22 protein-coding genes are annotated in these 25,287 nt (G+C 60.8%); 12 read left to right on the top strand and 10 right to left on the bottom strand.

The genetic code is table 11. From position 1 onward, the window contains the following. Position 1: 1 nt before the first annotated feature. On the bottom strand, positions 2-964 hold the full coding sequence (locus F0M18_RS18445; RefSeq protein ID WP_149612937.1) for a polyprenyl synthetase family protein: 963 nt from the start codon (positions 962-964) through the stop codon (positions 2-4). A gap of 307 nt (positions 965-1,271) precedes the next feature. Between F0M18_RS18445 and rplU the strand changes: the two genes are divergently transcribed. From rplU to proB, 4 genes are all read left to right on the top strand, one after another. Further along, the gene (rplU, locus tag F0M18_RS18440) at positions 1,272-1,583 is read left to right on the top strand and encodes a 50S ribosomal protein L21 (RefSeq protein ID WP_149612936.1); all 312 of its coding nucleotides are present in this window, start codon (positions 1,272-1,274) and stop codon (positions 1,581-1,583) included. Positions 1,584-1,599: 16 nt separating this feature from the next. Then, the gene (gene rpmA, locus F0M18_RS18435; protein ID WP_149612935.1) at positions 1,600-1,857 is read left to right on the top strand and encodes a 50S ribosomal protein L27; all 258 of its coding nucleotides are present in this window, start codon (positions 1,600-1,602) and stop codon (positions 1,855-1,857) included. A gap of 179 nt (positions 1,858-2,036) precedes the next feature. Then, positions 2,037-3,230 (top strand): Obg family GTPase CgtA, encoded by a 1,194-nt coding sequence (cgtA, locus tag F0M18_RS18430; protein ID WP_149612934.1) that lies wholly within the window; start codon positions 2,037-2,039, stop codon positions 3,228-3,230. A gap of 1 nt (position 3,231) precedes the next feature. Then, on the top strand, positions 3,232-4,353 hold the full coding sequence (gene proB / locus F0M18_RS18425) for a glutamate 5-kinase (RefSeq protein WP_149612933.1): 1,122 nt from the start codon (positions 3,232-3,234) through the stop codon (positions 4,351-4,353). Positions 4,354-4,481: 128 nt separating this feature from the next. Here the strand turns inward: proB and F0M18_RS18420 are convergent, their stop codons facing one another. Beyond that, on the bottom strand, positions 4,482-6,023 hold the full coding sequence (locus F0M18_RS18420; protein ID WP_149612932.1) for an aldehyde dehydrogenase family protein: 1,542 nt from the start codon (positions 6,021-6,023) through the stop codon (positions 4,482-4,484). Positions 6,024-6,198: 175 nt separating this feature from the next. On the opposite strand from F0M18_RS18420, the gene F0M18_RS18415 reads away from it, so the two are divergent. Together F0M18_RS18415 and F0M18_RS18410 are read left to right on the top strand one after the other, a co-directional pair. Continuing rightward, positions 6,199-7,047, top strand: a complete 849-nt coding sequence (locus F0M18_RS18415) for a ZIP family metal transporter (protein ID WP_149612931.1) — start codon at positions 6,199-6,201, stop codon at positions 7,045-7,047. 12 nt (positions 7,048-7,059) lie between these two features. Then, positions 7,060-7,515: a methyltransferase family protein gene (locus F0M18_RS18410; RefSeq protein WP_149612930.1), complete on the top strand. Its 456-nt coding sequence runs from the start codon at positions 7,060-7,062 to the stop codon at positions 7,513-7,515. On the opposite strand, the gene F0M18_RS18405 is transcribed toward F0M18_RS18410, so the two are convergent. Further along, a complete protein-coding gene (locus tag F0M18_RS18405; RefSeq protein WP_223178011.1) occupies positions 7,430-7,879 on the bottom strand; it encodes a rhodanese-like domain-containing protein in 450 nt (149 codons plus the stop codon). The two genes, F0M18_RS18410 and F0M18_RS18405, sit on opposite strands and share 86 nt — an antisense overlap. Before the next feature lie 70 nt (positions 7,880-7,949). Between F0M18_RS18405 and F0M18_RS18400 the strand changes: the two genes are divergently transcribed. Beyond that, on the top strand, positions 7,950-8,189 hold the full coding sequence (locus F0M18_RS18400; RefSeq protein ID WP_149612929.1) for a hypothetical protein: 240 nt from the start codon (positions 7,950-7,952) through the stop codon (positions 8,187-8,189). A gap of 7 nt (positions 8,190-8,196) precedes the next feature. Here F0M18_RS18400 and hemH read toward each other — a convergent pair whose 3' ends face one another. From hemH to F0M18_RS18370, 6 genes are all read right to left on the bottom strand, one after another. Then, positions 8,197-9,234, bottom strand: coding sequence for a ferrochelatase (gene hemH / locus F0M18_RS18395; protein WP_149612928.1), 1,038 nt, complete (start codon positions 9,232-9,234; stop codon positions 8,197-8,199). Positions 9,235-9,605: 371 nt separating this feature from the next. Further along, a complete protein-coding gene (locus F0M18_RS18390; RefSeq protein WP_149612927.1) occupies positions 9,606-11,879 on the bottom strand; it encodes an OmcA/MtrC family decaheme c-type cytochrome in 2,274 nt (757 codons plus the stop codon). 37 nt (positions 11,880-11,916) lie between these two features. Next, entirely contained in the window at positions 11,917-14,190 is a 2,274-nt protein-coding gene (locus F0M18_RS18385) for an MtrB/PioB family decaheme-associated outer membrane protein (RefSeq protein ID WP_149612926.1), read from the bottom strand. After that, positions 14,187-15,068, bottom strand: a complete 882-nt coding sequence (locus F0M18_RS18380) for a DmsE family decaheme c-type cytochrome (protein WP_149612925.1) — start codon at positions 15,066-15,068, stop codon at positions 14,187-14,189. The genes F0M18_RS18385 and F0M18_RS18380 overlap by 4 nt, the downstream gene beginning before the upstream one ends. A 320-nt stretch (positions 15,069-15,388) precedes the next feature. Continuing rightward, entirely contained in the window at positions 15,389-16,885 is a 1,497-nt protein-coding gene (locus tag F0M18_RS18375) for a cytochrome c3 family protein (protein ID WP_149612924.1), read from the bottom strand. Next, positions 16,882-17,874 carry a prenyltransferase gene (locus F0M18_RS18370; RefSeq protein WP_188109809.1) on the bottom strand — a complete coding sequence of 331 codons (993 nt, stop codon included), beginning with the start codon at positions 17,872-17,874 and terminating at the stop codon, positions 16,882-16,884. The genes F0M18_RS18375 and F0M18_RS18370 overlap by 4 nt, the downstream gene beginning before the upstream one ends. A 308-nt stretch (positions 17,875-18,182) precedes the next feature. On the opposite strand from F0M18_RS18370, the gene F0M18_RS18365 reads away from it, so the two are divergent. The 5 genes from F0M18_RS18365 (at position 18,183) to F0M18_RS18345 (ending at position 23,671) form a co-directional block, all read left to right on the top strand. Further along, entirely contained in the window at positions 18,183-18,746 is a 564-nt protein-coding gene (locus tag F0M18_RS18365; protein WP_188109808.1) for a cytochrome c3 family protein, read from the top strand. Then, positions 18,746-20,059 carry a multiheme c-type cytochrome gene (locus F0M18_RS18360; protein ID WP_188109807.1) on the top strand — a complete coding sequence of 438 codons (1,314 nt, stop codon included), beginning with the start codon at positions 18,746-18,748 and terminating at the stop codon, positions 20,057-20,059. The genes F0M18_RS18365 and F0M18_RS18360 overlap by 1 nt, the downstream gene beginning before the upstream one ends. 216 nt (positions 20,060-20,275) lie before the next feature. Next, positions 20,276-20,914, top strand: a complete 639-nt coding sequence (locus tag F0M18_RS18355) for a glutathione S-transferase family protein (RefSeq protein WP_149612922.1) — start codon at positions 20,276-20,278, stop codon at positions 20,912-20,914. 32 nt (positions 20,915-20,946) lie between these two features. Further along, on the top strand, positions 20,947-22,359 hold the full coding sequence (locus tag F0M18_RS18350; protein WP_262500993.1) for an ABC1 kinase family protein: 1,413 nt from the start codon (positions 20,947-20,949) through the stop codon (positions 22,357-22,359). Then, positions 22,343-23,671, top strand: a complete 1,329-nt coding sequence (locus tag F0M18_RS18345; protein ID WP_262500992.1) for an ABC1 kinase family protein — start codon at positions 22,343-22,345, stop codon at positions 23,669-23,671. The genes F0M18_RS18350 and F0M18_RS18345 overlap by 17 nt, the downstream gene beginning before the upstream one ends. Here the strand turns inward: F0M18_RS18345 and F0M18_RS18340 are convergent. After that, positions 23,655-25,136: a WS/DGAT/MGAT family O-acyltransferase gene (locus tag F0M18_RS18340; RefSeq protein ID WP_149612921.1), complete on the bottom strand. Its 1,482-nt coding sequence runs from the start codon at positions 25,134-25,136 to the stop codon at positions 23,655-23,657. The two genes, F0M18_RS18345 and F0M18_RS18340, sit on opposite strands and share 17 nt — an antisense overlap. Positions 25,137-25,287 lie beyond the last annotated feature (151 nt).

Below are 25,287 nucleotides of genomic sequence, written 5' to 3'. Positions count from 1 at the left end.
CTCAGTGGTCGCGATGTATGGAGAGTGCAGTGACCTGTTGCAGTGCATCCCTGGCAGGGGTCTGCGGCAGGCGCATCAATTCTTCAAGCGCCAGATCATGGTAGTGCCTGGCACGATCACGCGTGTACTCAAGGGCGCCAGTACGCTGCACAGCCGCCAGCACCTGTGCTATGTTCTCGGCGGATTTCTCGGTGATAGCATGGGTGACCAGCGCTTTTTCTGCGTCAGTACCGTGTTGCAAAGCATGGATAAGCGGCAGGGTCGGCTTGCCCTCGGTGAGATCGTCACCGACATTCTTGCCCATGGTTTCCGGGTCGCCCTCGTAATCGAGCACGTCATCAATCATCTGGAAGGCGATGCCGAGATTCAGCCCGAAACGGCGCATCGCCTGACGCACGGTATCTTCCTGCCCGCCAAGCGTCGCCGCGCCATAGCAGCCAGCAGCGAACAGGATTGCGGTCTTGCGGGTAATCACGTCGAGGTATTGTTCCTCTGTAGTGTCGGCATTTCCCGCCCGCACCAGTTGCAGTACCTCTCCCTCGGCGATGGTGTTGGTGGTATCCGCCATGTGGCGCAGGATGTCCATATCGGCCAGCTGCACCATCAGTTGGAAAGCGCGCGTGTAGAGAAAGTCTCCCACCAGTACCGAGGGCGCGTTACCGAACTCAGCGTTGGCGGTGGGCCTGCCGCGCCGCAGGCTGGAAATGTCTACCACGTCATCGTGCAGCAGGGTGGCTGTGTGGATAAATTCGATAACGGCGGCAAACTTGATTGCCGGCGCCTCACATTTTCCCAGTGCAGCCGCGGTCAGCAGCACCAGCAGCGGGCGCAGTCGCTTGCCTCCCGCATCAACGATGTAGTGCCCGATATTCTCTACCATATCCACATCGGAATGGAGCTGTTCAATAATAAGCTGGTTGACGCGGTCGAATTCGACGGCGACTGGCGAACGCATATCTTGCATAGTGGTAACTAGGGCCTGTTGACACTAACCGGTGAGTGCTCGCGCATGCTATGGCCGCTCGCTGCATACTGTCAAGCATACGGGCGGGGCGCAGCGAAACTCTCGCAGCGCGCGCAAGTTATTGTTTTTCGGAAAAATAAAGGCTTGCTGCGGGCAGGCTATTTGAGTAAAATCGCCGCCCTCTGGCCGCTGCTACAGCCGTAGCCGACGGTAAGAATCAACAACTGAACTGTTTGTGCCTGGCTCTGCCCCCTTGATTTACAAGGGTTTTCCCAAATGCGAGCAGGCTAATTGAACGGAGTGAGAGATGTACGCAGTAATAGAAGCGGGCGGTAAGCAGCACCGCGTAGTTGAGGGTGAGACCCTCAAGCTGGAAAAAATTGAAGCCGCTACCGGCGAGACCGTAGAGTTCGACAGGGTGCTCCTGGTTGGCGCAGGCGAGGAAGTCAAGATCGGCAAGCCGGTCGTGGATGGCTCCAAGGTGACGGCTGAAGTGGTCGCCCACGGTCGCCACAAGAAGGTCAAAATTGTTAAGTTCAACCGCCGTAAGCACCACAGGAAAGAGACTGGCCACCGCCAGTGGTTCACTGAGGTCAAGATTACCGGTATCTCGGCGTAAAAGGAGGGTTTAGAGTATGGCTCATAAGAAAGCTGGTGGTAGTACCCGTAACGGTCGCGATTCGGAAAGCAAGCGCCTGGGCGTGAAACGTTTCGGCGGCCAGGAAGTCCTTGCAGGCAATATTCTGGTGCGTCAGCGCGGCACCAGGTTCCATGCCGGCGAAAATGTAGGCATGGGCAAAGACCACACGCTATTCGCACTGGCGGATGGCAAGGTAGAATTTGTGACCCGCGGACCGAAGAGCCGCAAGTTCGTTCAGGTGGTGAGCGCCTGATCGTACGGACACGACAAGAACCCGAAAGCCTCGTCAATTGACGGGGCTTTTTTTTATCCATCTGGAAGTAAAATAGGTTGAGGGCCAATGCAGCAGATTGGCCCGTCGCTTGCCATTAAGGGCTATACGTTTACCCAGCACAGAAAATCCAGAGGCAAAGCCCCCGGGGGCATGAGAAGATGAAATTTGTAGATGAAGCAAGCATCACCGTATACGCCGGTAAGGGCGGCAACGGCTGCCTGAGTTTCCGGCGGGAAAAGTATGTCGCCAAGGGCGGTCCCGACGGCGGCGACGGCGGCGATGGCGGCAGCGTGCTGCTGGAGGGTGATGACAACCTCAATACCATGGTCGACTATCGCTTTGTGCGCAGCTATCGCGCCGAGAGCGGTGAGTCAGGAAAAGGGCGCAATTGCACCGGCAAGAGCGGTGAAGACCTGATCCTCAGAGTCCCGGTTGGTACCACCATTATCGATGAGGACACCGGCGAAATTCTCGGCGATATCCAGGCCAGTGGGCAGCAGTTGAAGGTGGCCCAGGGCGGCTTTCACGGGTTGGGCAATACCCGGTTCAAATCCAGTACCAATCGTGCGCCGCGGCAGACTACCCCGGGCAGTGAAGGCGAGGTCCGCTCGCTTAAGCTGGAACTCAAAGTGCTCGCCGACGTGGGCCTGCTGGGCCTGCCCAATGCCGGCAAATCCACGTTCATTCGCGCGGTGTCGGCGGCCAGGCCAAAAGTGGCCGACTATCCCTTTACCACCCTTGTGCCCAACCTGGGTGTGGTCAAGGTGGAGGCGCATCGCAGTTTCGTGGTGGCAGATATTCCCGGTTTGATCGAGGGTGCCTCCGAGGGAGCCGGCCTTGGCGTGCGCTTTCTCAAGCATCTCACCCGCAATCGCATACTACTGCACATTGTTGATATGGCGCCGTACGATGGCGTAGAGCCTGCCGACGCCGCCCTGGCGATCGCCAACGAATTGGCGCGCTTCAGCCCGACCCTCGCGCAGCGTGAGCGCTGGTTGGTGTTAAACAAGATCGATATGGTGGATGCCGAGACACTGGCTGTGCGCGGACAGGCCGTGATTGAGGCGCTGGGCTGGGAAGGCCCGGTGTACGAGATATCGGCCATCAGGAGTGAGGGCACGGATGCGCTGTGCGGTGACCTCATGTCCTACCTCGAAGAGTTGCGCGAGCGCGAGGCGGCCGACCCTGAACTGGCTGCCGCGGAGCTGTCCACGCAGCAGCGTATGCAGGAAGAAGCCCGTGAGCGCATCGCCGAGTTGCGTGCGCAGCGCCATCGCAGCCGCGAACAGCCGGCTGACGATGACGACTGGGACGAAGATGACTATGACGTGGACGTAGAGTACGTGCCCTGATATGACAGAGCGAAAGGAAATCGCCGCGAGCCGGCGCTGGGTGGTAAAAGTGGGCAGCGCGCTGCTGACCGACGACGGCCGCGGGCTGGACGCCGGCATGATCGCCGGCCTGGTGCAGCAATTGGCGCAGCTGCGTGATCGCGGTTGTGAGGTGGTGCTGGTATCCAGTGGTGCGGTCGCCGCAGGCATTGTGCGCCTGGGCATGGCCACGCGCCCGCATGTATTGCACGACCTGCAGGCTGCCGCGGCTGTGGGGCAGTCGGTGCTGGTGCAAAGCTACGAGAATGCCTTTAAACAGCACGGGATCATTTCCGCGCAGGTGCTGTTGGGCCACGACGACGTTATTGCTCGCGATCGCTACCTCAACGCCCGCGGCACGCTGAATACGCTGCTGCGGCTCGGGGTGGTGCCGGTGGTCAATGAAAACGACACCGTGGTTACCGATGAGATCCGTTTCGGCGACAACGATACCCTGGGCGCGCTGGTAGCGAACCTGATCGATGCCGATGCCCTGTTATTGCTGACCGATCAGCAGGGGCTGTATCGGGAAGATCCGCGGCAGAACCCGGCAGCTGAGCTGGTACAGAGCGCGGACGTACACGCACCCGAGCTGGATGCCATGGCGGGTGAGGGCGGAGCCCTTGGACGTGGCGGCATGGTCACTAAACTGCGTGCCGCGCGCCTGGCGGCGCGATCCGGTACCGAAACGATTATTGCCAGCGGCCGGGTTGCAGATGTAGTGGGTAAAGTGGCCCTGGGAGCCGTCGTTGGTACCTGGTTGCGCACCGGTAAGCAGCCACAGAATGCGCGGAAGCAGTGGCTGGCCAGCATGATCCAGATACAGGGCAGCGTGGATCTGGACGCCGGCGCGGTGCGCGTATTGCGCGAGTCAGGTCGCAGCCTGTTGCCGGTGGGCGTGCGCGGTGTGCACGGCAATTTTGCCAGGGGTGACATGATCTCCTGCCGCGATGCCGACGGCAGGGAGGTGGCTCGCGGCCTGGTCAATTACAATGCCGATGAGACCCGTCGTATCATGGGCTCGGCCTCGGCCGACATCGAAGCGGTCCTGGGTTACGGCGGCGATGAAGAACTCATACACCGGGACAACCTGGTGCTGGTATAGCCTGCCTTAACGTTCGCTTTCACAGTCAAAAGAACGCTTTTGCCGCGCTTACCCGCGGCCAATTGGCATGGTTTCGGAATAGGGCCCCGGATCCGTCGGGCAGTCGATGGCGACCCGCCTTAACAAGCTTAGCTCAGCCACCGCCCCAGCGGTGTTTTCACCCACAGGAAGTCCATCAGCTTACGCATACCCTCGGCGCTCTTGGCGCTGTAGGGGTAGCCGTTCTGCATCTTGCCGCCAAAACGGTCAATCACGATGGGCATTTCATGACAGTAGCCGCGCAGCCCCTTTTTGCCATTCACCTGCCCGACGCCGGAATTTTTCTTGCCACCGAAGGGAGCCGCCGGTATGCCGTAGCTCACCGCCATGTCATTGACGGAACATGAACCTGTATCGATCGCGGCGGCCAAGCGGTAGCCCTTGTCCTTGTCCTGCGTCCAGACGTTGCCGTTGAGACCGAACTCGGAATCGTTCGCCAGGCGCAGGGCTTCTTCTTCCGATGCCACTTTCTGGATGCAGAGGACCGGACCAAAGGTCTCCAGCACCATGATATCCATGGTGTTGTCTACCTCGGTGATCACCGTGGGCTCGTAGTAGAGGCCTTCGAGATTCGGGTTGCGGCGCCCACCCATGAGGATATTGGCGCCCTTGGCGCGGGCGTCCTCCACGTGTGCCTCGATGATGCTCATCTGCCGGTCCCAGAACACGGCGCCCACGTCTTCGTCCCAGCCGTGCTGGCTGCCCTGGCGTAATGCCTTGCCTTTCTCCAGCACCAGTTTGAGGAACTCGTCGTAGACCTGCTCAACCACGTAGATGCGCTCTGTGCCGCAACAGTAGTGGCCGGTGTTCATGCAAGAGCCCACCCAGGCGCCATCCGCAGCGCGATCCAGGTCCGCGTCGGCGCAAACGATCATGGCGTCGTTGCCGCCCAGTTCCAGGGTGCAGGGAATCAGCTGCTCGGCACAGGCCACGGCGACCTTTCTTCCCGTGGCAACACTGCCGGTGAAAGAAACCTTGTCGACGCCGCCGCGAACAATCGCGGCGCCCGTTTCGCCGTCTCCCAGCAGGACCTGCAGCACGCCCTCAGGCAGGCCCGCCTCGGTGAAGATGGTTTCTGCCAGCCTGGCGGACCAGGGTGTCACTTCCGAACCCTTGGCAACCACCGTGTTGCCCGCGAGGATAGCCTGGCAGGCCTGGTTCATCACCAGGACAAAGGGGCCGTTCCAGGGCGTAATGAGGCCAATCACCCCCAGTGGCTTGTACACAATGCGCAACTGTTTCATCAGGCCCAGCAGGCCATGGACCTTGCGCTTGCGCGGTTGCAGGAATTTTTCGGCGTTCTTGGCGTAGTAGCAGAGCTGGTCCGCCACTGAAAACACTTCCATGCTCATGGCATCGGTGCGGGCCTTGCCGGTCTCGCGCACCACGGTGTCGATGATTTCATCCTGCTTCTGCAGCACGATTTTCAGGGCCCGCTCCACAATGGCGGAGCGCTCACCCATGCTGGTGGCTGCCCATGCCGGCTGTGCCGCGCGTGCGCGCTGAATGGCGCTGGCGACATCCTCCTCATTGGCGCAGATCAGTTCGCCCGTGGGCTCGAGGGTGACCGGGCTGCGCAATTGCAGGTGCCGGCGTGAATCGGTTGATTCGATGGGTTCATACAATGACATGTGCCTGCTCCGGGGTGGTGATCTTCCCATCAAACTAATGTCGATGTGCCCGGGCGTCAATGACGGCTCCCGTCAAGCTGCACTGACGAATGCGCTCAGTCAGTCGATGTCGCTATGCGCGGGGCCCCCTGGTGTGAAATAATTGCCGGTTGTTTCTCCTTGGCCATCCACCTCTATGTCGGCGTCACCCACGTTAACGCTCTTCGTGTACTGCATCGCTATCGCCTGCTTTTCGCTGGTGGGCGGCCTGTTGCCCAACTGGGTCAAGATGACCCACACGCGCACGCAGATGGTGATGAGCCTGGTGTCGGGGCTGATGCTGGGTGTCGCCTTCTACCATCTGCTGCCGCACAGCATGGTAATGCGAGGTGGGCAGTCGGGGATCGACGCAGCCGTCTGGTGGTTGATGGCCGGCCTGATCACAATGTTTCTGCTGTTGCGTATGTTTCATTTTCACCAGCACGATTTCAGCAGTGACGAAGACGCCCACCACGATCACAGCCACGCGCACTTGCACGATGCGGGGGTGCATCGGCTCAGCTGGCTGGGTATTGCTTTTGGCCTGGCATTGCATACCCTGATAGATGGGGTGGCACTGGGTGCGGTAATGCTGGGTGAGTCCCACGGACACAGCGGTGTGAGCATGGCCGGATTCGGCGTATTCCTTGCCATACTGCTGCACAAACCCCTCGATGCACTGTCGATCACCTCGATTATGGAGGCTGGCGGTTGGAACCGCACCGCGCGGGCAACGACCAATCTGGTGTTTGCCCTGATGTGTCCCCTCGGCGCGCTGCTGTTCTACTTCGGTGTGGATGCGTTTGCGGTGACCCGGGAGAGTATCGTTGCAGGGGCGCTCGCGTTTTCGGCCGGGGCTTTCATCTGTATTGCCCTCAGTGACCTGCTGCCGGAAGTGCATTTTCACAGTCACGACAGGGGCAAATTGACCCTGGCATTCCTGCTGGGTATTGTCGTGGCTTATGGAATCGGGCTGGTAGAGCCAGCCGGCATGCACAGCGGGTAAAGGAGACAGGCTATGGCCGGGGTTAAGCGCGTGATTTATCCGCCGATGTGGCTGGCCCTGGGTATCATCGCCCAGTTCGTCTGCAATGAGTATTTCCCTGGGTTCCGCTTTACCTCGCTGGAGGGGCAATTGGCTGGCAGTGGTATTCTCTTGCTGGGGCTGTTGTTGCTGGTGCTGGCGGGCGGTTTGTTCAAGCAGGCAGATACGGATATGGTCCCCTTCAAGAACGTGAGTGCGTTAGTGACCACCGGGGTATACCGCTACACCCGCAATCCCATGTACCTGGGGATGGCGCTCATCCTGCTTGCGTGTGCGGTGATCGTGGGCGCCGGCACTGCGTTTCTGGTGCCACTAGCCTTTGTGGTGATTATCCACCATCGCTTCATCCTTCCCGAGGAGGAAATGCTGCGGGAGCTGTTTCCGCAGGAGTTTCCTGCCTACTGCAGCCGGGTGCGTCGCTGGATTTAGCGCAGAGCAGCATCTGCTCCTGCATGTTTTGCGCATTCTCCAGTGTTTCGAGGTTGATCACCCGGGAGTAACCAAGCTCACGCAATACCTCCGCGGCGAGACCGGCGCGGCGGCCGCTGCGGCAGTAAAGATACAGCGGCGTGTCCAATGCCGGTTGCAGGCGGGCGATGCCGGCCGCGATCTCTTCGTGGGGGATCAATTCCGCACCGGCAACATGCCCTTCCTGGAACTCTTCTGTACTGCGCACGTCGATGAATATCGGTGATTGCGCCAGGCTGCCGGCTGAAAACAGCAGCATTGCGGCCAGGAAAAGGGTCTTCAGGGCTTTATCCATAATGCGTTCGTCTCCGGGTTTGGTATTCATGCTTCTGCACTGGTCACCCCTCCAGTTGCTGTACTATAGTTACCCGCGGATCATTATTTGAGGAAGTAGTATGAAAAACGTTCACAAGATTATGGCAATCGCCGCAATGATGGCCCTGCCCCTGGCGGCGTCCGCCGGTGACGAGGAGCTGTGCCTGGATTGTCACGAGCCAGCGGAGGACTGGGAGGGCATGACCGCGGATGAAATTCTGGCTTCTGCGTCCGACCTTTCCATCAAGCGCCACGCCGACAATGCGGACTTCACTGAAGAGCAGCTGCGCGCGATTATCGCCACCCTGATATCAGAGTAGACCGCGTTCACTCCAGGCGCTTCAATACCCAGCCCTGGAGTTCCTCTTCCGCTATCTGCGCCAGTACGGCGATATGCTCCGGTTCACTGTTAAGGCAGGGAATGTACTGGTAGCTCTCGCCGCCCGCCTCCATAAAGTATTCCCGATTTTCCTCACCAATTTCCTCGATAGTTTCCAGGCAATCGGCACTGAAGCCCGGGCATACTATCTGTACAGATTTCACGCCCTTGCCCGGCAGGCTTTTCAGTGTTTCGTCGGTGTAGGGTTGCAGCCACGCCTCGCGCCCGAAGCGTGACTGGAACGTCGTCATGTAGCTGTCCTCGGGCAGGTCCAGCAGCTCAGCAATCAGTTGCGAGGTATGGATGCATTCGCAGTAGTAGGGGTCGCCCTGATCGCAATAGCGCTGTGGTGTGCCGTGATAGGAGAACACCAGTTTGTCCGCTGTGCCGTGTTCGCGCTGGAACGCCCTGATACTCAGCGCCATGGCGCCAATGTAATCGGCATGGTCGTAGTAGCGGGAAACGAAACGCAATGACGGGACACTGCGGCGTCGAGTAAATTCTTCCGCTACCGCGTCGAAGGTAGAGCCGGTGGTGGCGCAACTGTACTGGGGATACAGCGGCAGAACCAGCAGGCGCGTGACCCCCTCGGCCATCATTCGGTCAATGACGTCTGCGAAAGATGGCGAGCCATAGCGCATTGCGAAATCCACGATCACCTGGTCACCAAAGCGTTCACCCAGGGCCTGCCGCAGATGTTCCGCCTGGTCCCTGGTGTGAAACATCAACGGTGAACCACGCTCCGTCCACACTGTTTTGTAGGCAGCGGCTGATCGGGAAGGGCGAATATTCAGGATTACCAGGTTGAGGATAAACCACCATAGCAAACGCGGGATCTCCACCACGCGTGGGTCAGAGAGGAACTGCTTGAGGTAGCGGCGCAGTGATTTTTTTTCCGGTGCGTCCGGCGTGCCCAGATTGGTAATCAGGACACCGACACGGTCCGGGCCGCCTGGCTCATTACGGTCTGTATTGATGTATTTCATGGAGCGCTAATATACGTGTGGATGAGAGGGCGGCCAAGAGCTGGGTGCTGAAAACTACGTATTCCATGTCCTGGAGGAGGCGGCGTGGAGAGCGTGCCAATAGGTCCTCCGGAGCTGTTTCCAGCCAGGCACAATAAACGCTGCTCGCTGCACCGATAAGGGCGCCCTGTGTCTCGGTCTCGTTGCAAGTTGATACGCTGCCGACGGGTACCCGGATTGGCTGGCTGGTGAGGTCTCGTGAGCCGCGTTGCCGCTGCTGGCGCTGACAGCCTCACCCGGCCCTTCGGGCTGGCGATGAGAGAGCATGCCGGCGCGTGGCAGGGGGTCGCAGCGGCCCCGGCAAGCCAGGGCGCTGCGGCTGGATCCCCGGGCTATCGCGGGTTGTGCACCGCCGATACATCTGCGCTACGGCCCTCGCCGTGACAAACCGAGCACTCTTCAACCACTTCGCCGGCGTCGATTGCAGCCTGCGTTGTGGCGAAGTTGCCGCCATTGGAGCTCATGTGTGACAGTGCAACCTGGTCGTCGTGGCAGCTCGAGCATACTGCCGAGACCGGCGTGACCACGGTGTCGTCGCCGGGATCAGCACGGTCATCCCCGGTGTCGATGGTGGTGCCCAGTACCCCGTCAGCGAGCGGCAGTGTGTAACCGGAGTCGGTGTGGCAGGCCGTACAGTTGGTCAGGTCCCCAGGGTAGTGCACCTGCTCCTCGGTGTAGCGATGGGTGCTGAAGCCGCGGAAACCAACGACTTCCAGCGCATTTTCACGCATGCCGGCGGCATGGATGGCGTGCACCATGGTCTTGAAGTCGATGGACTCTTCATCCTTGCCATCTGTGGGCGGGTCCATGGCGATTTCCCGCACGCGCTTGTCGGTATTGCGCGGGTTGTGACAGGTGACACAGCCATCTATATCGTCGGTGCGGTTGCTGCCATGGAATACCAGCGAACTGTGGCAGCTGTTGCAACTGGCCAGTTCTACAGACTGGCGGCGCGCCACAGGGTTGCCATCGGCTTCATCGATAGAGAAGAAGGCGTGCACATTGGTAAGCGGGATGTTGTCTGCCTCACCGTCTCCGTCCACATCGGCCACCGGGTGACCCTCGATGGTCGCGGCACCACTGCCACTGGCGGCAATGCCGGGTGCCAGGCTGCCATCGGGTATGGCCACTGGCATGGTCACGGTGTAAGTGCCGTCGCCGTTGTCGGTGGAGGCCAGTATGGCGTCAGACTGGGCGTTACTGGCGTTGTCGCCGCCATTGCCGGTGTTGGTGTAGTCGGTGGTGTTCCAGGCGATGCCAACGCGTACACCAAACGGCTCGAACACCGGATCGTTCTTGATGTCGTAGTCCTCATCGGTAAGCGGGTTGCTGATGCGGAAAGTCACCTGGGGGTTTTCGCCGGGCATGGTATTGCGCACGTCGGTGATCTCGGCAGCGAAGGACTTTGCCGCCTCGGTCACGAGGTTGACGTGACTCTGGGCAATACTGCCCGCCGGGCCGCCCTGGGAGTGGCAGCTGCTGCAGTTGGCCTCTTCCTGGCCGCTGATGTGGCGCTGGGCGCCCTCGCCGTCGTGACAGCTGCCGCAGGCAGCGCCGGATGCAACCTCCGCCCAGTTATCACCCTGGGCGGTCAGCACCAGGTCATCGCGGCCGGCGCCCGTGCCGGTGCCGGCGTGGCAGTTAACGCAGTTACGGATATCCTGGGGGTAATGCAGCATCGAATAGTCGTGTTTGCTGTCGCGGAAGCCCCAGATGGCGTACTCACCGCCGGCCTGCACGCTGGGCAGGTTGGCGCCCATGTGCAGTTTGTGGATCATTACTTTCATGTCCACGCTGTTGCCACTGTTGGCGTCGGTGGAGCCTGCGTTATGGCAGGTGACGCAGTACTGCATCTCCTGACGGTTGCCCCCATGGATCGCCAGCGGGTCGTGGCAGTTGTTGCAATTGGCGGTGGCGGCGATGTCCATTTTGAAGATGCCATCGGTGGCGCCTGTCGCCGGCACCCAGTCATAAACCGGGTTGGCGGTGGTGTTGGGATTGCCGTCGAATTGCATGGCTACACGGTGGGTGCGATCAGCCTCGTAGCTCAGGTCCAGGCCCTCGGTTTCAGCCTGCGCGAGAATGTCAGCGGGCAGGTTGCTGATGTCGGTGGCAAAGGTGTACTGGTAGGTGCCGTCGCCGTTGTTGACGAAATTGGCTTCCTCACGTTCGTAAGTGGCCTGCAGCTTGTCTTCCGTGCCCGGGCCGACGCTGCCGGCGGTCTCGATGCGATTGACATAAGACTGCCAACTGCCGGTGAGATTGCCGAGAGGGCTGCCCTGCAGCTTGGATACCACGAAACGCACGTTGCCCGCTTCAAGGTCAACAATGGCCGCGCCCTGTTCATTGGTCAGCTGAAACTGCACCACGGGCTGGTTACTGCCATTGAGGCTTACCTCGGTAATCGTGGCCAGTAGCACTTCCTGTTCGGCGTAGGGTGCTTCACCGGGTTCGGGTACCACAGGCGGGGGTATGGGGGGATTGCCACCACCGGGAGGTGGTCCGGGTTCGACGCCTGACGCCCGATCGCCGCCGCCACCGCCGCCACAAGCGACCAGCAGGCCCAGCATTGCCGCCGTTATCCAGTTGCGCGTAAGTGTTCCCATGTTTCCTCTCTCCCGCCCTCCGGGGGCATGGTTGGTGCTAGTTCCAGCGATAAATCGCCGATACACCCACGTAGTGAATCTTTTCATTGGGGTTACGTGCCCCGAATGTCAGTACTTTGTCGATAGTGTCGGCAGCAACGCCCTGCAAAGCCCAGTCATCGTCCTGATAGCGGTAGTACTGGTAATCAAGGCGCAGCGACAGGTCCTTGCGCATATGCCAGTTGCCGCTGGCACGGAAGTGATGCAGTGTCGTTGACACCGTCGGCAGGTCCTGCGGGTTCACGTCCGCCGCACCGTAACTGCGGTAGGCCTGGTCGCTCTCGGTATCGACGTAACTGTAGTCTGCTTCCAGATCAATACTCTCGCTCAGCTGCCACATCACGTTGGCACCCAGGGTGATGCTGGTGTCGGTGGCATCCATGCGCCAGTCACGGTCGGGGTCGCTGGCCTGGGGCAGGGGTGGATAGATCTCAAAGGCGTTCTTCTCGGCGCCACCGCGGAAGCTGCGGCCCATCTGTTCAGATTCGAAGCGGTCATAGCCACCGTAAAGCGAGGCTGATAGTTTCGCACCGGGGCTGTAACTGGCGCTGAGGTGATAGCGTTCCCAGTAGGCATAGCGCAGGCCGGTGTAGGTCTTGTCGTAGTCGTCGTTGCGCACCAGCAGGTTGAAGTTCAGGTTCCAGTTTTCTGCCGGCATCCAGGCCAGGTCGAGCTTGCCCTGTTCCTGCTCGCGGTTGGCCATGTAGTACTGGCTGAGCTCGGGGTGGTTGATATAGCGCTGGTTGTCGGGGGTGGCATTGATCAGCGCCACGTCCAGAAGGGCGTAATAGCGCTGGTCCCAGTTGTAGGTATCCGCGCTGCGGTTGCCGTAGAGCAACTCGAGGCGGGCGGTGAAGCTGTCCAGCGGCTGTATGCGGTAGCCCAGGGTGAACTGGTCTTCCTCTGTTTCTTCAACCGCTGCATTTTCCCGTTCCACGCGTTCGAATGCGTAGCCGAATTGCAGGCGGCTGCGCATTGGCAGGCGGTAAGTGCCCTCCAGGCCTGTGGTCTGGGACAGGAAGTGGTGTGATGTGTTGTATACCGTCAATGCTGCATCAGGCTGGCTGCTGCCGTCGCCGCGAATGTAGCGGTAACCGTCCCGGGGGTTGTCGTAGTCCCGTTCCCGGGCCTTGTAGAAGACTTCCACATCCATCTGGCGCAGTGGGCGCAGCCACAATTTGCCATTCAGGGTCCCCGTCTGCGCCTCGCCGTCAAAGCTGTCACGGGGCAGGGGTTCGACTACAACAGCCGCTGGATTGGCGCTGTAATCGAGGTAGGACTGGTCCTGATTGGACACGGCATAGCTGCCATCGAATTGCAGGCGCACCTTCGGGCTGAACAGGTACTGGCCGGTGAAACGCCCTTGCAACTGGTCATTGTCGGGGGCCAGGCCCAGCCCACCCACGCTCTCTGGAGAGCGCGAGCGGTAGGGGTTCTGCCAGACAAGGATATCGTCCTTGTTGTCGAAGTCCGAGTAATTGACACGGCCCTCAAGGTTCAGTTTGCCACCGCTGTAGGTGACGCCGGCATCGAACTCGGTGGTCCGGTAATCAACGGGCAGTGGCAGCAGGGCCGCGTCGCCCGTAGAGGCGTCGGAATAGATGGCGCCTGCCGTGCTGTCGGTGCCCTGGCGTTCCTCGTAGGACAGGTTGCCGTCGATATGCCAGGCATCACTGAGGCGCATGGCCAGGGCCGCGCTCAGTTTGTCGCGTTCCAGTTCCTGGTCAAATTGCTGCAGGCTGGCCTGCAACTGGCTGAAGTCGCCCGTGGTTGAACCCGTTACCCAGTCCTGAGGCAGGCGCAGGGGGCTGTCACCGCCGCGAAACGGTGTTGCCCCCGTGTTATTGCCAGCCTTGATCTGCGAATCAAAGCCGAAAGACAGACGCAGTTGATCACTTTTTCCCCAGGCGATTTCTCCCTGGCGCGTATCCAGCCCCAGGTCATCGACCGACGCGCGCCAGTAGCTGTCCCCCGGGGAAATGTCCTGCCAGCGCAGGTTGCCGATAATCTTGATGTCTTCCTCATACAGGCCGTTGTACTGGCCAAACATGAAGTTGTCGTCCGAGGTGTAACCCAGGCCCAGCTGTATGCCGCCCGTGTAGTCGCCCTGCCAGCGGGTATCCAGGTAGCGCCCGGTGATCAACAGGGGGGTGTAAATAGCTTGTGCGGCGGTATCTTCTTCCGTTTCAGTCTGGGCAACAGCACCACTAATTGCCAGCACGGCAGCGCCGAGGGCGGTCAACTGGAACGGTATCTGCGTGCGCTTGGTCATCGTGTCAGCCGCGCTCCCGACGGGTGGTTGGATCCGTGTACCTGGCTGTGGCAGTTCATGCAGTTTTGCCCCAGCAGATTGCGGTTGCTGCTGCCTGCCGGCAGGCCCTCGGCCCCGTAGGCTACGCTGGGGTGGAAGGCCGCCGAATGACATTGCTGGCAGAGTGCCGGCCCACGAGCGGTCAACAGCCCCGGGTGTACAGAGCCATGCGGCTTGTGACACAGGGCGCAGTCTTCCGTAACCGGTTCGTGCTCCCAGAGCATGGGCCCGCGTTTTTCCTGGTGGCAGCTGTAGCAGTTCTCGTTCAGCGTGACCTGGTGCAGGGCCGCGTCGCTGGCGCTGCCGTGTGGATTGTGGCAGTCGGTACAGGCGGTTTTGCCCTCCGCTATGGGGTGGCGCGAGGGCAGGTGCAACTGCGCCTTCACCTGGGTGTGGCAGTTAGTGCATTGGTTTTGTGCGCTGAGCTCGTCGAGTGCGGGATCACGCAATTGATGGGAGTCGTGGCAATCGGTGCAGGCCATGTTCTCCTGCTCGTGTTCACTGCCCGCCCAGAGCAACTGGCTGCCGTTGTCGTGGCAACTCTGGCAGGCGCCGTTGCGGTCTTCCAGCGGCGACAGCCACTTGGGGCCAAAACTGATATCGGGTGCTTCGCGCCGACCGCGCCGATCGTGTGCTGCAGAAGTGCCGTGACAGGCAGTACAGGCAGACGCTCCGCCACCATCCAGGTTGCCATGCAGCGTCTTGTAGACGTTGTGCACGACCGACCCGGCTTCGTCCTCATGGCAATCGAGGCAGCCCGGTTCGTCAGCAGACAACGCGATGTGGCTCGCTGACAGCCAGCAAGCGACCAGCAGCGTTCGCACGAGTCCATTTATCATTTTTACGTTACTCGGCTCGTTTTTGTGGCGCCTGTGCACTGGTTCGGGGCGCTTTGCGGCCCAGCCCTCAGCACTGCCCGAAACTGATCCCCTCAGAGAATGGGCGGCACCAATTAATACACGGCTTGTGGCTAGTATTGTACAGAAAAGGGCGGCGCGCCAATCCTGAGTGCCGGGAATTGGATCTTTTTTGATCTGGGTTAACGTTTTTCGCAACCCCCGGGCCAGCGCAGCGCTGGAGATCTCGCCCGGCAACGATCGTCGGCACCGGGGGCCTCAGGCGCAGGTCCGGGCAGAGCGGGGTCGGTCCGCCGGGCGGTTCACTCGACTATAAAGTCAGTGCTCTGTCCTGACAGGCTCAGGGTCATCGGTAGCGACACCCAGTGTTCGCGTCCGGGATTGTCGCGCCCGTGCATGGCGACGCCGAAGGTGTAGCGCTGGTCTCCCGCCAGTGGCATGGGAGCGTTGGGGTCGGAGGGGCTTACCAGGAGACGCACCGACCACTCGCCGCCAGCTTTATTCACACTGGCTGTCACCGTGCGCCCGGAGGCGTCACCGGCAGCGGGCCCCAGGCGCGACACGGCGACTTCGGCGCTGGCGAGGTCGATAGTCCAGAGTGTTGCCCCGGGTCTCGTCCCCCCCATGGCCGCATCGGTGCCTGTGCTCGAGCTATGGCTGAGAATCGTGCTGGCCTTGCCCTGCTTGTTGTCGTGGCAGGCGGCAAAACAGCCGCCGCGACGAAATGCGGTGTTGTCGTCATCGCCCCACATCATTGCCAGTTGTTGGTCGGCAGAGTCGCCGCGCCAGGTGAGGTCAATCTGCAGGCCGTCCCCGGTGCGTGAGAAGGCCATGCCAACCTGGCGCCAGGGGCGTTCCAGGTCCGGCGCCAGACTTGCGCCCATGGCTGCCTCGTCGCCGCGATGACACAGGGCACATTCGGTGCCCTGGCGCAGCGGTTGTGAGCCCGGGTGGCCGCTGGTCAGCCACTCGCGTGTGGCATTGCCCGGATAGAACAGGGTGACCTGGCGGCCGCGCACGGGCGCCGGGTGCAGTAGCGGCGCGCTGTCCTCGGGAGCATGTGATATCCCCTGGTGACAGTCGAGGCATGCGCGTTTGCCACTCTCCACGGCCTGGTGGAAGTTCCCCGCTCGTGGGTTCAGTGCCGCCAGTGAAGACATCTGCCCCGCATCGTGGCAGAAGGTGCAGCCGGCTGAGGCATTCTCCGCCATGCGCGGCCCGGCTTCCTGGTGGTCATGGGGGTTGTGACACAGGCTGCAGGGAGGATTCTCCGGCCCCCCGGCGCCGAGATCGTGGATACCTGATTTTTGTGCCTTGTGGCAGGTGGTGCACACCTGGCCCTGCGTCGAGGCTACCAGCACCCGGTCCTGCTCGGTATGGATGTCGTGGCAGGTGATGCAGGTCATGTTGTTGACCATGTGCAAGGCGTTCTGCCAGTCGCTGGCGCTGTCCTGGAGGTGGCAGTCGAGGCAGGGCCTGTCCTGGGCGCTGCCGCTGGCGGTCCAGCGGGGTCCGAAACTGAGGTCGGGCCCGTGCCGGCGCGGGTCGTCTATGTGGGCGGCGCTTTCTCCGTGACAGTCCAGGCAGCCGCGGCGAGCGCCGATGTCTGCCGGGTCACCGTCGATGCCGTGTGAACCGAGTAAGACCTGGTGGGCGGGGGCGTTCTCGCCGTAGTCGTGGCAGTCGAGGCAGGGCTGAATCGCCTCGGCGGCGTCAGTGGCTGCCAGTGCGGGGCCCCACAGCAGACACAACAACAGTGCGCAGGCGGCTTTGGCAGATCGTAGAAAGAACCTGGTCATGCGAGCACGGTATCGACGATCACGCCCAGCAGGAACAGGGATGTAAACCTGCGCGTGTGTTGGAAGGCAAAGGCGGAGAACCAGAGCGGCCAGACGCCGCTGGGATAATCTGCCGGTGGCTCCGCCGGTTTGGGCTTGCCGTAAACGGAGAACAGCTGCGGCAGCACGGGCAGACTGACCAGGACCAGTAACAGGGGCCAGCTGAAGCTGCCCGACCAGACCAGGGCCAAACAGAGCAGGTATTGTGCGGCAATCATCGCCAGCACGCTGTAACGGGAGGCGGCTTCGCCGAGGATCACCGGCAGCGTATTCACGCCCTTGCTGCGGTCGGCCTCCAGTTTATCGGTGTGCTTGCCGAACAATACAGTGGTGGGGCCCAGTGCGAACACCAGGCTCAACCAGGTCACGTCCCAACTCCAGCTCCCGGCGAGCACGTAGTAGCTGCCGCCAACCATAAGCGGCCCCCAGACCAGGAGCACGGCGGGCTCGCCCATGCCGTAGTACTTTAACGGCCAGGTGTAGAACAGTACGAAGAACGCACCTGCCAACATGAGATCCAGGGTCAGGCCGCTGCGCTGGTAGATCAGCCAGCCGCCCAGGACCAGGGCCAAGCCTGCAGTAACGCCCACATAGCGCCAGAACTGGCTCTCGCTCATCAGGCCGTCTTCCAGCACGTGCACACCGTACTGGTTGCGGTAGTAATTGTCCTTGTCGATACCCCGGCGCGAGTCAGTGTAATCATTGAGCAGGTTGTTGGTGGCGTGGGCGAACATCAGGCCGAGCACCGTGGCCAGCCAGAGATCCCACTGGAAGGCACCCGCACGCCATGCCAGCAGCCCACCGAGGGCGGCGGCGGTGAAGGTCATAAACAACACCGAGGCGCGACAGGCGATGAGCCACTTGGCGACAGGGTCCAGAGCCTGCCACTCATGCGGCGAAAGCTTTGGCATCTGGTTGAGGGCCTTGCCCCACATTGTGAAATCGATCATTTACTGCGTGAGCCTGTGGTGAACAATAACCGGCGGTTGGCCCGCTTGAGCGTTGGCTCACAAGGTTACCCCGTAAGGGGAATATCTGCGAGTCCAACGCGATATTTTTGAACCGGGAACAACGATGTGGAGCTCACGACACCAGTTTCTCCCCGCCATAGGGTGAAAGGCAGATTAGTGATTGCCAGATTGCGGTGCTCTGCTATGATTTCCTGAAAGTTTGTGCGTGATTGGCAGGGGAGTAAGGTCGAGCCTGCCAGCACTGGACAACAATAAAACGAGAATTAGAAACCAGGGATCAATGCTCGGTGAATCTATTCAATAATCGGATAGTCAAGGCCCTTGTAGTGCTGTCTGTCGTGGGCATCGGTGCGATTGCCAGCTGGGCTGTCTTCGATACCGCGTTCCACGCAACCGGGGACTACGAATTCTGCACCAGTTGTCATGGCTATGAGCCGATTGCTGCTGCCTATCGTGAAGATGTGCACGGGGGGAATAACCAGTACGGTTTCCGCGCTGCGTGCAACGATTGCCATTTACCGCACGACAACTCGTTGCACTACTTCGTGGTCAAGGCAAAACACGGCATTGTCGACCCGACCATGTCGCTGCTCAAGGAGCCTCACGAGATCGACTGGCACGGCATTCGCGAGCGTCGCGAAAAATTCGTTTACGACTCATCCTGCCTGAATTGCCACAAGTACCTGCAGGAGGCCACCGAGAGCAATCGCAAGGCCTTCCGCGGGCATCGCCGTTATTTCAATGATCCAGACGACTACAGCTGCGTAGAGTGCCACGAGCATGTCGGCCACAATCGGCTGGGCTATCATCTCGAGGCCATGGGCTGGCCCAAACCAGAGGGCGAAAAATAATGAAAGCACTAATGCAGATTGGCCTGTCCATCGTCATGCTGGGCGTTGTCGCGCTGACCCAGGCCGATACGTCCATGAGCATTGCGCCGGTGAAGACCCTCAAGATCAATCGCGACCTGAGCGCAGAAGGTAAGGCCTGTATCACCTGCCACCAGCAAATTTCCCCGGGGCAGGTATCCGACTGGGCCGACAGCCGCCACGCACATGCGGGTATCTCCTGTATCGACTGCCACCAGGTGCCCGAGGACGCGCCGCATGCAACGCGGCACGCCAACGTCGAGGACACCCCGGTGTTCGTATCGGCGCTGGTATCTCCCGCCGTGTGTGGACGCTGCCACGTGGATGCGAAGGAACAGTTCGACGCCTCCGGCCACTTCCGCGCCTATCGCCAGATTATTCCCAAGGACAGCCTGCACGCATTGCAAATCGTGCATGAGGGCCAGAATCACCCGGAACTCTCGGGTGCCCCCGGGGAAACCGGCTGTATGCAGTGCCACGGTACCGAAATCAAGCTGGATGAAAACAACCGCCCCACACCGGAAACCTGGCCCAACAACGGCATGGGCAATATCTATCCCGATGGCAGCACCGGCAGCTGTACCGCCTGTCACAGCCGGCACAAGTTCTCTATTGCCGAGGCCCGGCACCCGCACGCCTGCGCCTCCTGCCACCTGGGGCCGGACCACCCCAACATCGAAATCTTCAACAATTCCAAGCATGGCCACATCTACAACACCGAGGGTGATGAGTGGAAAATGGACTCCGCGCCCGATGCCTGGGAGCCGGGTGATTACCGCGGTCCGACCTGCGCCACCTGTCACATGAGCGGCATCGGTGAACTGGCTGTCACCCACAATATCAGCGAGCGCCTGTACTGGAACCTGTGGGCCAAGAAATCCAATGTGCGCGGCTCGGATGATGTGCTCAGCCCGCTGCTGGGTGATGGCCCCGCCGGCCGTGAAAAGATGAAAATGGTCTGTAACAACTGCCACACGCAGTCGCATACCGAGGGTTTCTTCAAGCAGGGTGACAAGGCCGTACGGCTCTACAACGAGGCCTATTACGAGCCGGCCACCGCGATGCTCAACGAGCTCAAGGAGAAGGGGCTGGTGCGCGACAATCCCTGGACGGATGAATTCCAGATCGTGTACTACTACCTCTGGCACCACCAGGGCCGTCGGGCGCGGCAGGGCGCCATGATGGGCGCACCGGATTACGCTCACTGGCACGGTTTCTTCGAACTGCAGCAGGACCTGTACAAGCTCAAGGCGATCTACAACAAGCGCCTGGAGACCGGCGAGATCGAGGACTGAGCCCAGCCTCCGGCTCCGGGTTCTTCCCGGGGCCTGCTCGACCTTTGAACTGTCACACAGTTACCGTGCCGGGGTGTTGCCCCCGGCATTGGTAGCGCACCTGCCTGCGCGCCCCGCCTAACACGATTTCCTTGACTTGTCTCACTGTATAGCGGCAGGCCACTCCGGTAGTATGCCCCACCCATAATAATGACTTTTCTCTAACGGAGTTCCTGTATGAAGCTTTGGCATTGTGCCGGCTCGCGTTCCCTGCGCCCGCTGTGGGCGCTGGAAGAGATGGGCCTTGAGTACGACATCGAGATACTGCCCTTTCCGCCGCGGGTGTTCCAACGCGATTACCTTGAGGTCAACGCGCTGGGTACCGTCCCGTATTTTGTCGATGGCGATACGCACATGACGGAATCGTCGGCTATCTGCCAGTACCTGGTTGACCGCTACCAGCAATACGATTTCGGCCTGCGCCCGGAGCATGCGCAGTACGGTGACTACCTGAACTGGCTGCATCATGCCGATGCTACGCTGACCTTTCCGCAAACGATTTCCATGCGCTATTACTACCTCGAGCCCAGCCCTGAAAAGCAGGCCGTCGCCGACGACTACGCCAAGTGGTTTATCGCGCGTTTGCGGCGCCTGGACGCGCACCTGGAAAGTCACGAGTTCCTGGTGGATGGGCGTTTCACGATAGCCGATATTGCCGTTACCTACGCGTTGTTCTTTGCCAGGGCGCTGCAACTCGATGAACGGTTCAAGCCGCAGACGCGTAATTACCTTGAACGCATGACCTCGCGTCCCGCGTTCAAGCGTGCCGAAGGCCAGGGTGAACCGCTGCAGTTGCCGGCGCGCGACCAGGTCTAGTTCCAGCAGCCATCAGAAAGCCGAGGTATAGCGTGGCCAGGAAAAAGAAACCGTTTCCCACCCGGGCTCTGGGTCGCAGTCTGTCCGTATCCATGGCCGGCCTGCGCGCAGGCGGGGCGCTGGCAGTGGACAGCGCCATGTCGCGGGTGCTGGGGCGCAGTGAGGATGATCCCCAATCGGAATTCGCGCGGCGTGAGGCCCAGCGCTTCGCCGAGGAACTGGGGCGCCTCAAGGGCACTTACGTCAAGATCGGGCAGATGCTGGCCCTGTTTGGCGAGCATTTCCTGCCTCCGGTGCTGGTTGATGCGTTGCGCGACCTGTCTGATGCAACTGAACCGTTGCACTGGGATGCGCTGGAGTCCTTTGTGCGCGGTTCACTGGGCCCGGTTTTCGACGAATTGGAAATTGATCCCGAGGCCATCGCGGCGGCGTCACTGGCACAGGTGCACCTGGCCAAAATTCGCGATACCGGGGAGTGGATCTGTATCAAGGTACAGTATCCCGGCCTGGCGCAGATGATCGACAGCGACTTTGACGCGGTAGTGAAAATGCTGGTGCTGGCCCGCTGGGTCAAGTCCGGACGCGACCTGGACAGCTGGATGCAATCCCTGCGCACGCATTTGCACAATGAAATCGATTACCAGCGCGAGGCCCGGTTAACACGGGAGATGGGCGCGCGCGTGGCCGGCCTCGAACTCGACGGTGTGCGTTATCACGTGCCGGAACTCTACCCCCGATACTGCAGTGGCGAGGTTCTCGCCATGGAGTATATCGAGGGTTACTCGGTTATCGATGCGGATGTTGCCGGCCTGTCCCAGGCGCGGCGCAATGCGCTGGCTCGCGCGATGCTGGAACTGTTTTTTTACGAGCTCTATGACTGGGGCGTACTGCAAACCGATCCGAACTTTGGTAACTACCTGCTGCGCCTGGACGACCGGCGCAAAAAGCATGCACATGATGAACTGGCGCTGCTGGACTTCGGCTCGGTGCTGGACTGCTCCGAGGACTTTCTCTACCACCTGCGTCATACCATCGCTGCCAGCCAGCGCGAGGACGTGCCCGCTATTGTCGACGGCCTCATAGGTCTGGGTTGCCTGCAGCCGGATGCCAGCGAGGAGGGCAGGAAGATGTTCGCCGACTTCTGTTTACACCTGCTGGAGCCGCTGCGGCCAGTCGACAAACTGCCCGCAGAGTACCTCAACGAGCGTGGCGAGTACTGCTGGGGGCGCTCACGCCTGATGAAGCGCGCCGGCAAACAAGCGGCGGCGTCTGCTGCCAGCCGGCACTTCACGCCGCCATCACGGGACTTTGCACTGATCGCCCGCAAGCTTACAGGCGTATTTAACTTTATCGCGGTGCTGGATGCCCAGTTCAATGCCTGCGACATGATCGAGGCCCATGTGGCAGCCTGGCAGGAGCGAGAACAGCGTGGCAAAAGACCGTAACGAGCGTAATGAGAAGCACAAGGCAGTACCGACTTCCCGGGTAGGGCGCTTTGCCCGGGTGGCGCGCATGGCCAGCGGTGTCGCCGGTGGCATGCTCGCGGAGGGCACGCGCCAGTTGCGTGCCGGGAAAAGGCCGCGCGCCCGGGACATGTTGATGACACCGGCCAATGCCCGCCGCGTGGCTGACCAACTGGCGACCATGCGCGGCGCTGCCATGAAGGTAGGGCAGATACTGTCCATGGATGCCGGGGACTTCCTGCCCCGGGAGTTGGCCGACATACTCGCCCGCTTGCGTGCCGATGCGCGCTATATGCCACCGGGCCAACTGGACAAGGTCATGACCGATGCCTACGGCGAAGACTGGGAGGCGGTGTTCTACGGGTTTCAGCACCGGCCCCTGGCTGCGGCCTCCATAGGGCAGGTGCATCGGGCTGTCTCCCCGGACGGGCGCGAGATTGTGCTCAAGGTGCAGTATCCCGGTGTCGCGGGCAGTATCGATGCGGATGTCGACAATATCGCCGCACTGCTGCGGGTTTCCGGATTACTGCCGACAGAATTCAATATTCAGCCGCTACTCGATGACGCCAAGGCGCAACTCAAGGATGAGGCCGACTACAACAAGGAGGCCGAATTCCTTGCCGCCTTCGGTGATCTGCTTGCTGGCGATGAACGTTTCCTGGTGCCGGAGGTGCTGCCTGACCTCACTCGCCAGACGGTGCTGGCGATGACCTATGTCAGCGGCGAACCCATTGAGTCGATCGCCGACCTGCCGCAGGAAGAACGCGATGCGGTGATGACCTCGCTGGTAGAACTGATGTTCAGGGAACTGTTCGAATTGCGCATGGTGCAGACAGATCCCAATTTTGCCAACTACCAGTACAATCGGGCCAGCGGCAAGATAGTACTGCTTGATTTCGGTGCTACCCGGCGTTTCAAGGCCGGATTTGCCAATGCCTATCGCAGCCTGGTAAAAGCGGCGATTGCCGGCAACGAGAAGCGCCTGGTCGCCGCCGCGGAGAAAGTGGGCTACGCCATGGGCGATGAGGACAGTGACTACCGGGAACTGGTGTTGTCACTGTTCCTGCTGGCGCTGGAGCCTTTGCAGGAGGACGCACCTTACGATTTCGCGCGCTCCGACATGGCCAACCGCATGTCGGCAATGGCCGAGGACGTGACCGATTATCGCGACTTCTGGCAGGCACCACCGACCGATGCGGTGTATTTCCACCGCAAGCTGGGTGGCATGTTCCTGCTGGCCAGTCGGCTCAGGGCGCGGGTCAATGTGCACGCGCTGATCAAGCAGTTCCTTTAGTCCGACTGCGTTTTTTCTTTGCCGCAGGCTTTTTCTTCTTCTTCGTTTTCCTGACCGTGGCCGCATACAGTTCATCAAAGGATGCCTGCAGGCATTTCGCATAGAATTCGGGGTCGGGCATCATTTCCCGGCAAGCCGTAAATGACAGCACGATGCTGCCCTTCTTGTTCTGCACCGAGCTGTACACGATCTGGAACAGGCCGACATTCGGCAACAGCGGCCCGAGGCTGATGGAGTCCACCAGGGCGGCCCCGCACATGTACAACTGGTAGGGCGCCCCCGGGACGTTGGTGACGATGGTGTTGAACATCACGCTGGCCTCTGACAGGCCGGTGGCGGAGGCCGTGCGCACGGCCAGGGACAGCACGTTACCCGGCAGTACATCGGTGAGGTCAACGGCGAAGCGGGGTCCCAGCGCTTCGGCATAGGTCTTGGCGTTCTGTGACTCCTCGTGAATCGCTGCCAGTCGCGCTGCCGGGTCGAGGATGTCACTGCACAGGGCCACGTTCATAAAGCCCACCATATTGCCACCGGCGGCCTTTTCCTCTGGCGAGCGCACATCGATAGGGCAGCCGGTCACCAGTGATTCATCCGGTAGTTCACCCTTGTCCTCGAGGTAACGGCGCATGGCGCCGGAGACGATGGTCAGCATGGCGTCGTTGATGGTGGCGCCCGGTACACTGTTCTTGATTTCCCGCACCTGCTCGAAGTCGAACTTCCTTGCCCCAACCACCCGGTGTCGGGAAATCTTACCCTGGAAGCGCGTGGTGGGCTTGTCCTCGATGAAGTGAAAAGAACCGGCCTTGCTGCCGCGGCGGATGCGCAGGGCGGCGGGGATCGATTCCTTGATGAAATCGAGCGCCTGGCCCGGTTTGCGCCAGGCATCCAGGTAGGCGCGACCCAGCATACGCGCCTTTGACGGGCGTTCCACGATCCAGGGCGGTGGATTGCCGGGATCCCGGGTCTCCGGTGTCAGGTCGTGGACGATATTCATGAATTGCGTACCGGTGGCGCCGTCCATCGCGCAGTGGTGCACCTTGAGCAGGAGGCCGAAACAGCCCCGTGGATAGCCCTCGACGTTGTTCAGCCCCTCGATCACATACATTTCCCACATGGGCTTGTCGCGTCGTAGCGGCATGGAGTGAATGCGCGCGGTCAGGATGCACAACTGGCGCCAGTCGCCCGGCTTCGGCAGGGCAATGTGGCGCACGTGGTATTCCAGGTCAAAGTCCGGGTCTTCCACCCAGTAAGGCCGCCCCAGGCCACCCGGCACAAAGGCCAGTTTGCGACGGAATATCGGTGACAGGTGCAGGCGTCGCTCGAGCATGTCCAGGATCTGTTTGAAGCGGACCTTGCCGCCAGGCGCGGTGGACTGATCGTAGATGCTGACACCGCCGATGTGTTGTGGCAGACCATCGATCTCCGCGTGCAGGAACATGGCATCCTGGCCAGAAAGTTGTTGCATAAGCCGTCATCCGGGGTTGCTGTTGATAGCGAAGGATTGCGCGAAACAGGAGTGGGGTCAAATAACTTTTCCAGCTACTTCAGCCAGTTAGCGTTGCCGCCTTGCCCGTTCTGGCGGTCTGTTGGCGGCGCCCGAGGGCACCCTGAAAAAA

It is taken from the genome of Pseudohalioglobus sediminis, from assembly GCF_008370495.1.
Classification (GTDB): Bacteria; Pseudomonadota; Gammaproteobacteria; order Pseudomonadales; family Halieaceae; genus Halioglobus.
Note: the sequence above shows the minus strand (reverse complement) of the source record. Positions and strands in the feature narration are given on the sequence as shown.

What these genes read in the sequence shown, in the direction of transcription:
- proB (WP_149612933.1), top strand. Translation starts at nt 3,232, where the DNA reads ATGACAGAGCGAAAGGAAATCGCCGCGAGCCGGCGCTGGGTGGTAAAA.
- hemH (WP_149612928.1), bottom strand. Translation starts at nt 9,234, where the DNA reads ATGAAATACATCAATACAGACCGTAATGAGCCAGGCGGCCCGGACCGT.
- F0M18_RS18420 (WP_149612932.1), bottom strand. Translation starts at nt 6,023, where the DNA reads ATGTCATTGTATGAACCCATCGAATCAACCGATTCACGCCGGCACCTG.
- F0M18_RS18405 (WP_223178011.1), bottom strand. Translation starts at nt 7,879, where the DNA reads ATGAATACCAAACCCGGAGACGAACGCATTATGGATAAAGCCCTGAAG.
- F0M18_RS18390 (WP_149612927.1), bottom strand. Translation starts at nt 11,879, where the DNA reads ATGGGAACACTTACGCGCAACTGGATAACGGCGGCAATGCTGGGCCTG.
- F0M18_RS18360 (WP_188109807.1), top strand. Translation starts at nt 18,746, where the DNA reads ATGAAAGCACTAATGCAGATTGGCCTGTCCATCGTCATGCTGGGCGTT.
- F0M18_RS18445 (WP_149612937.1), bottom strand. Translation starts at nt 964, where the DNA reads ATGCAAGATATGCGTTCGCCAGTCGCCGTCGAATTCGACCGCGTCAAC.
- F0M18_RS18385 (WP_149612926.1), bottom strand. Translation starts at nt 14,190, where the DNA reads ATGACCAAGCGCACGCAGATACCGTTCCAGTTGACCGCCCTCGGCGCT.
- cgtA (WP_149612934.1), top strand. Translation starts at nt 2,037, where the DNA reads ATGAAATTTGTAGATGAAGCAAGCATCACCGTATACGCCGGTAAGGGC.
- F0M18_RS18370 (WP_188109809.1), bottom strand. Translation starts at nt 17,874, where the DNA reads ATGATCGATTTCACAATGTGGGGCAAGGCCCTCAACCAGATGCCAAAG.
- F0M18_RS18355 (WP_149612922.1), top strand. Translation starts at nt 20,276, where the DNA reads ATGAAGCTTTGGCATTGTGCCGGCTCGCGTTCCCTGCGCCCGCTGTGG.
- F0M18_RS18410 (WP_149612930.1), top strand. Translation starts at nt 7,060, where the DNA reads ATGGCCGGGGTTAAGCGCGTGATTTATCCGCCGATGTGGCTGGCCCTG.
- F0M18_RS18415 (WP_149612931.1), top strand. Translation starts at nt 6,199, where the DNA reads ATGTCGGCGTCACCCACGTTAACGCTCTTCGTGTACTGCATCGCTATC.
- F0M18_RS18400 (WP_149612929.1), top strand. Translation starts at nt 7,950, where the DNA reads ATGAAAAACGTTCACAAGATTATGGCAATCGCCGCAATGATGGCCCTG.
- rpmA (WP_149612935.1), top strand. Translation starts at nt 1,600, where the DNA reads ATGGCTCATAAGAAAGCTGGTGGTAGTACCCGTAACGGTCGCGATTCG.
- F0M18_RS18340 (WP_149612921.1), bottom strand. Translation starts at nt 25,136, where the DNA reads ATGCAACAACTTTCTGGCCAGGATGCCATGTTCCTGCACGCGGAGATC.
- rplU (WP_149612936.1), top strand. Translation starts at nt 1,272, where the DNA reads ATGTACGCAGTAATAGAAGCGGGCGGTAAGCAGCACCGCGTAGTTGAG.
- F0M18_RS18380 (WP_149612925.1), bottom strand. Translation starts at nt 15,068, where the DNA reads ATGATAAATGGACTCGTGCGAACGCTGCTGGTCGCTTGCTGGCTGTCA.
- F0M18_RS18375 (WP_149612924.1), bottom strand. Translation starts at nt 16,885, where the DNA reads ATGACCAGGTTCTTTCTACGATCTGCCAAAGCCGCCTGCGCACTGTTG.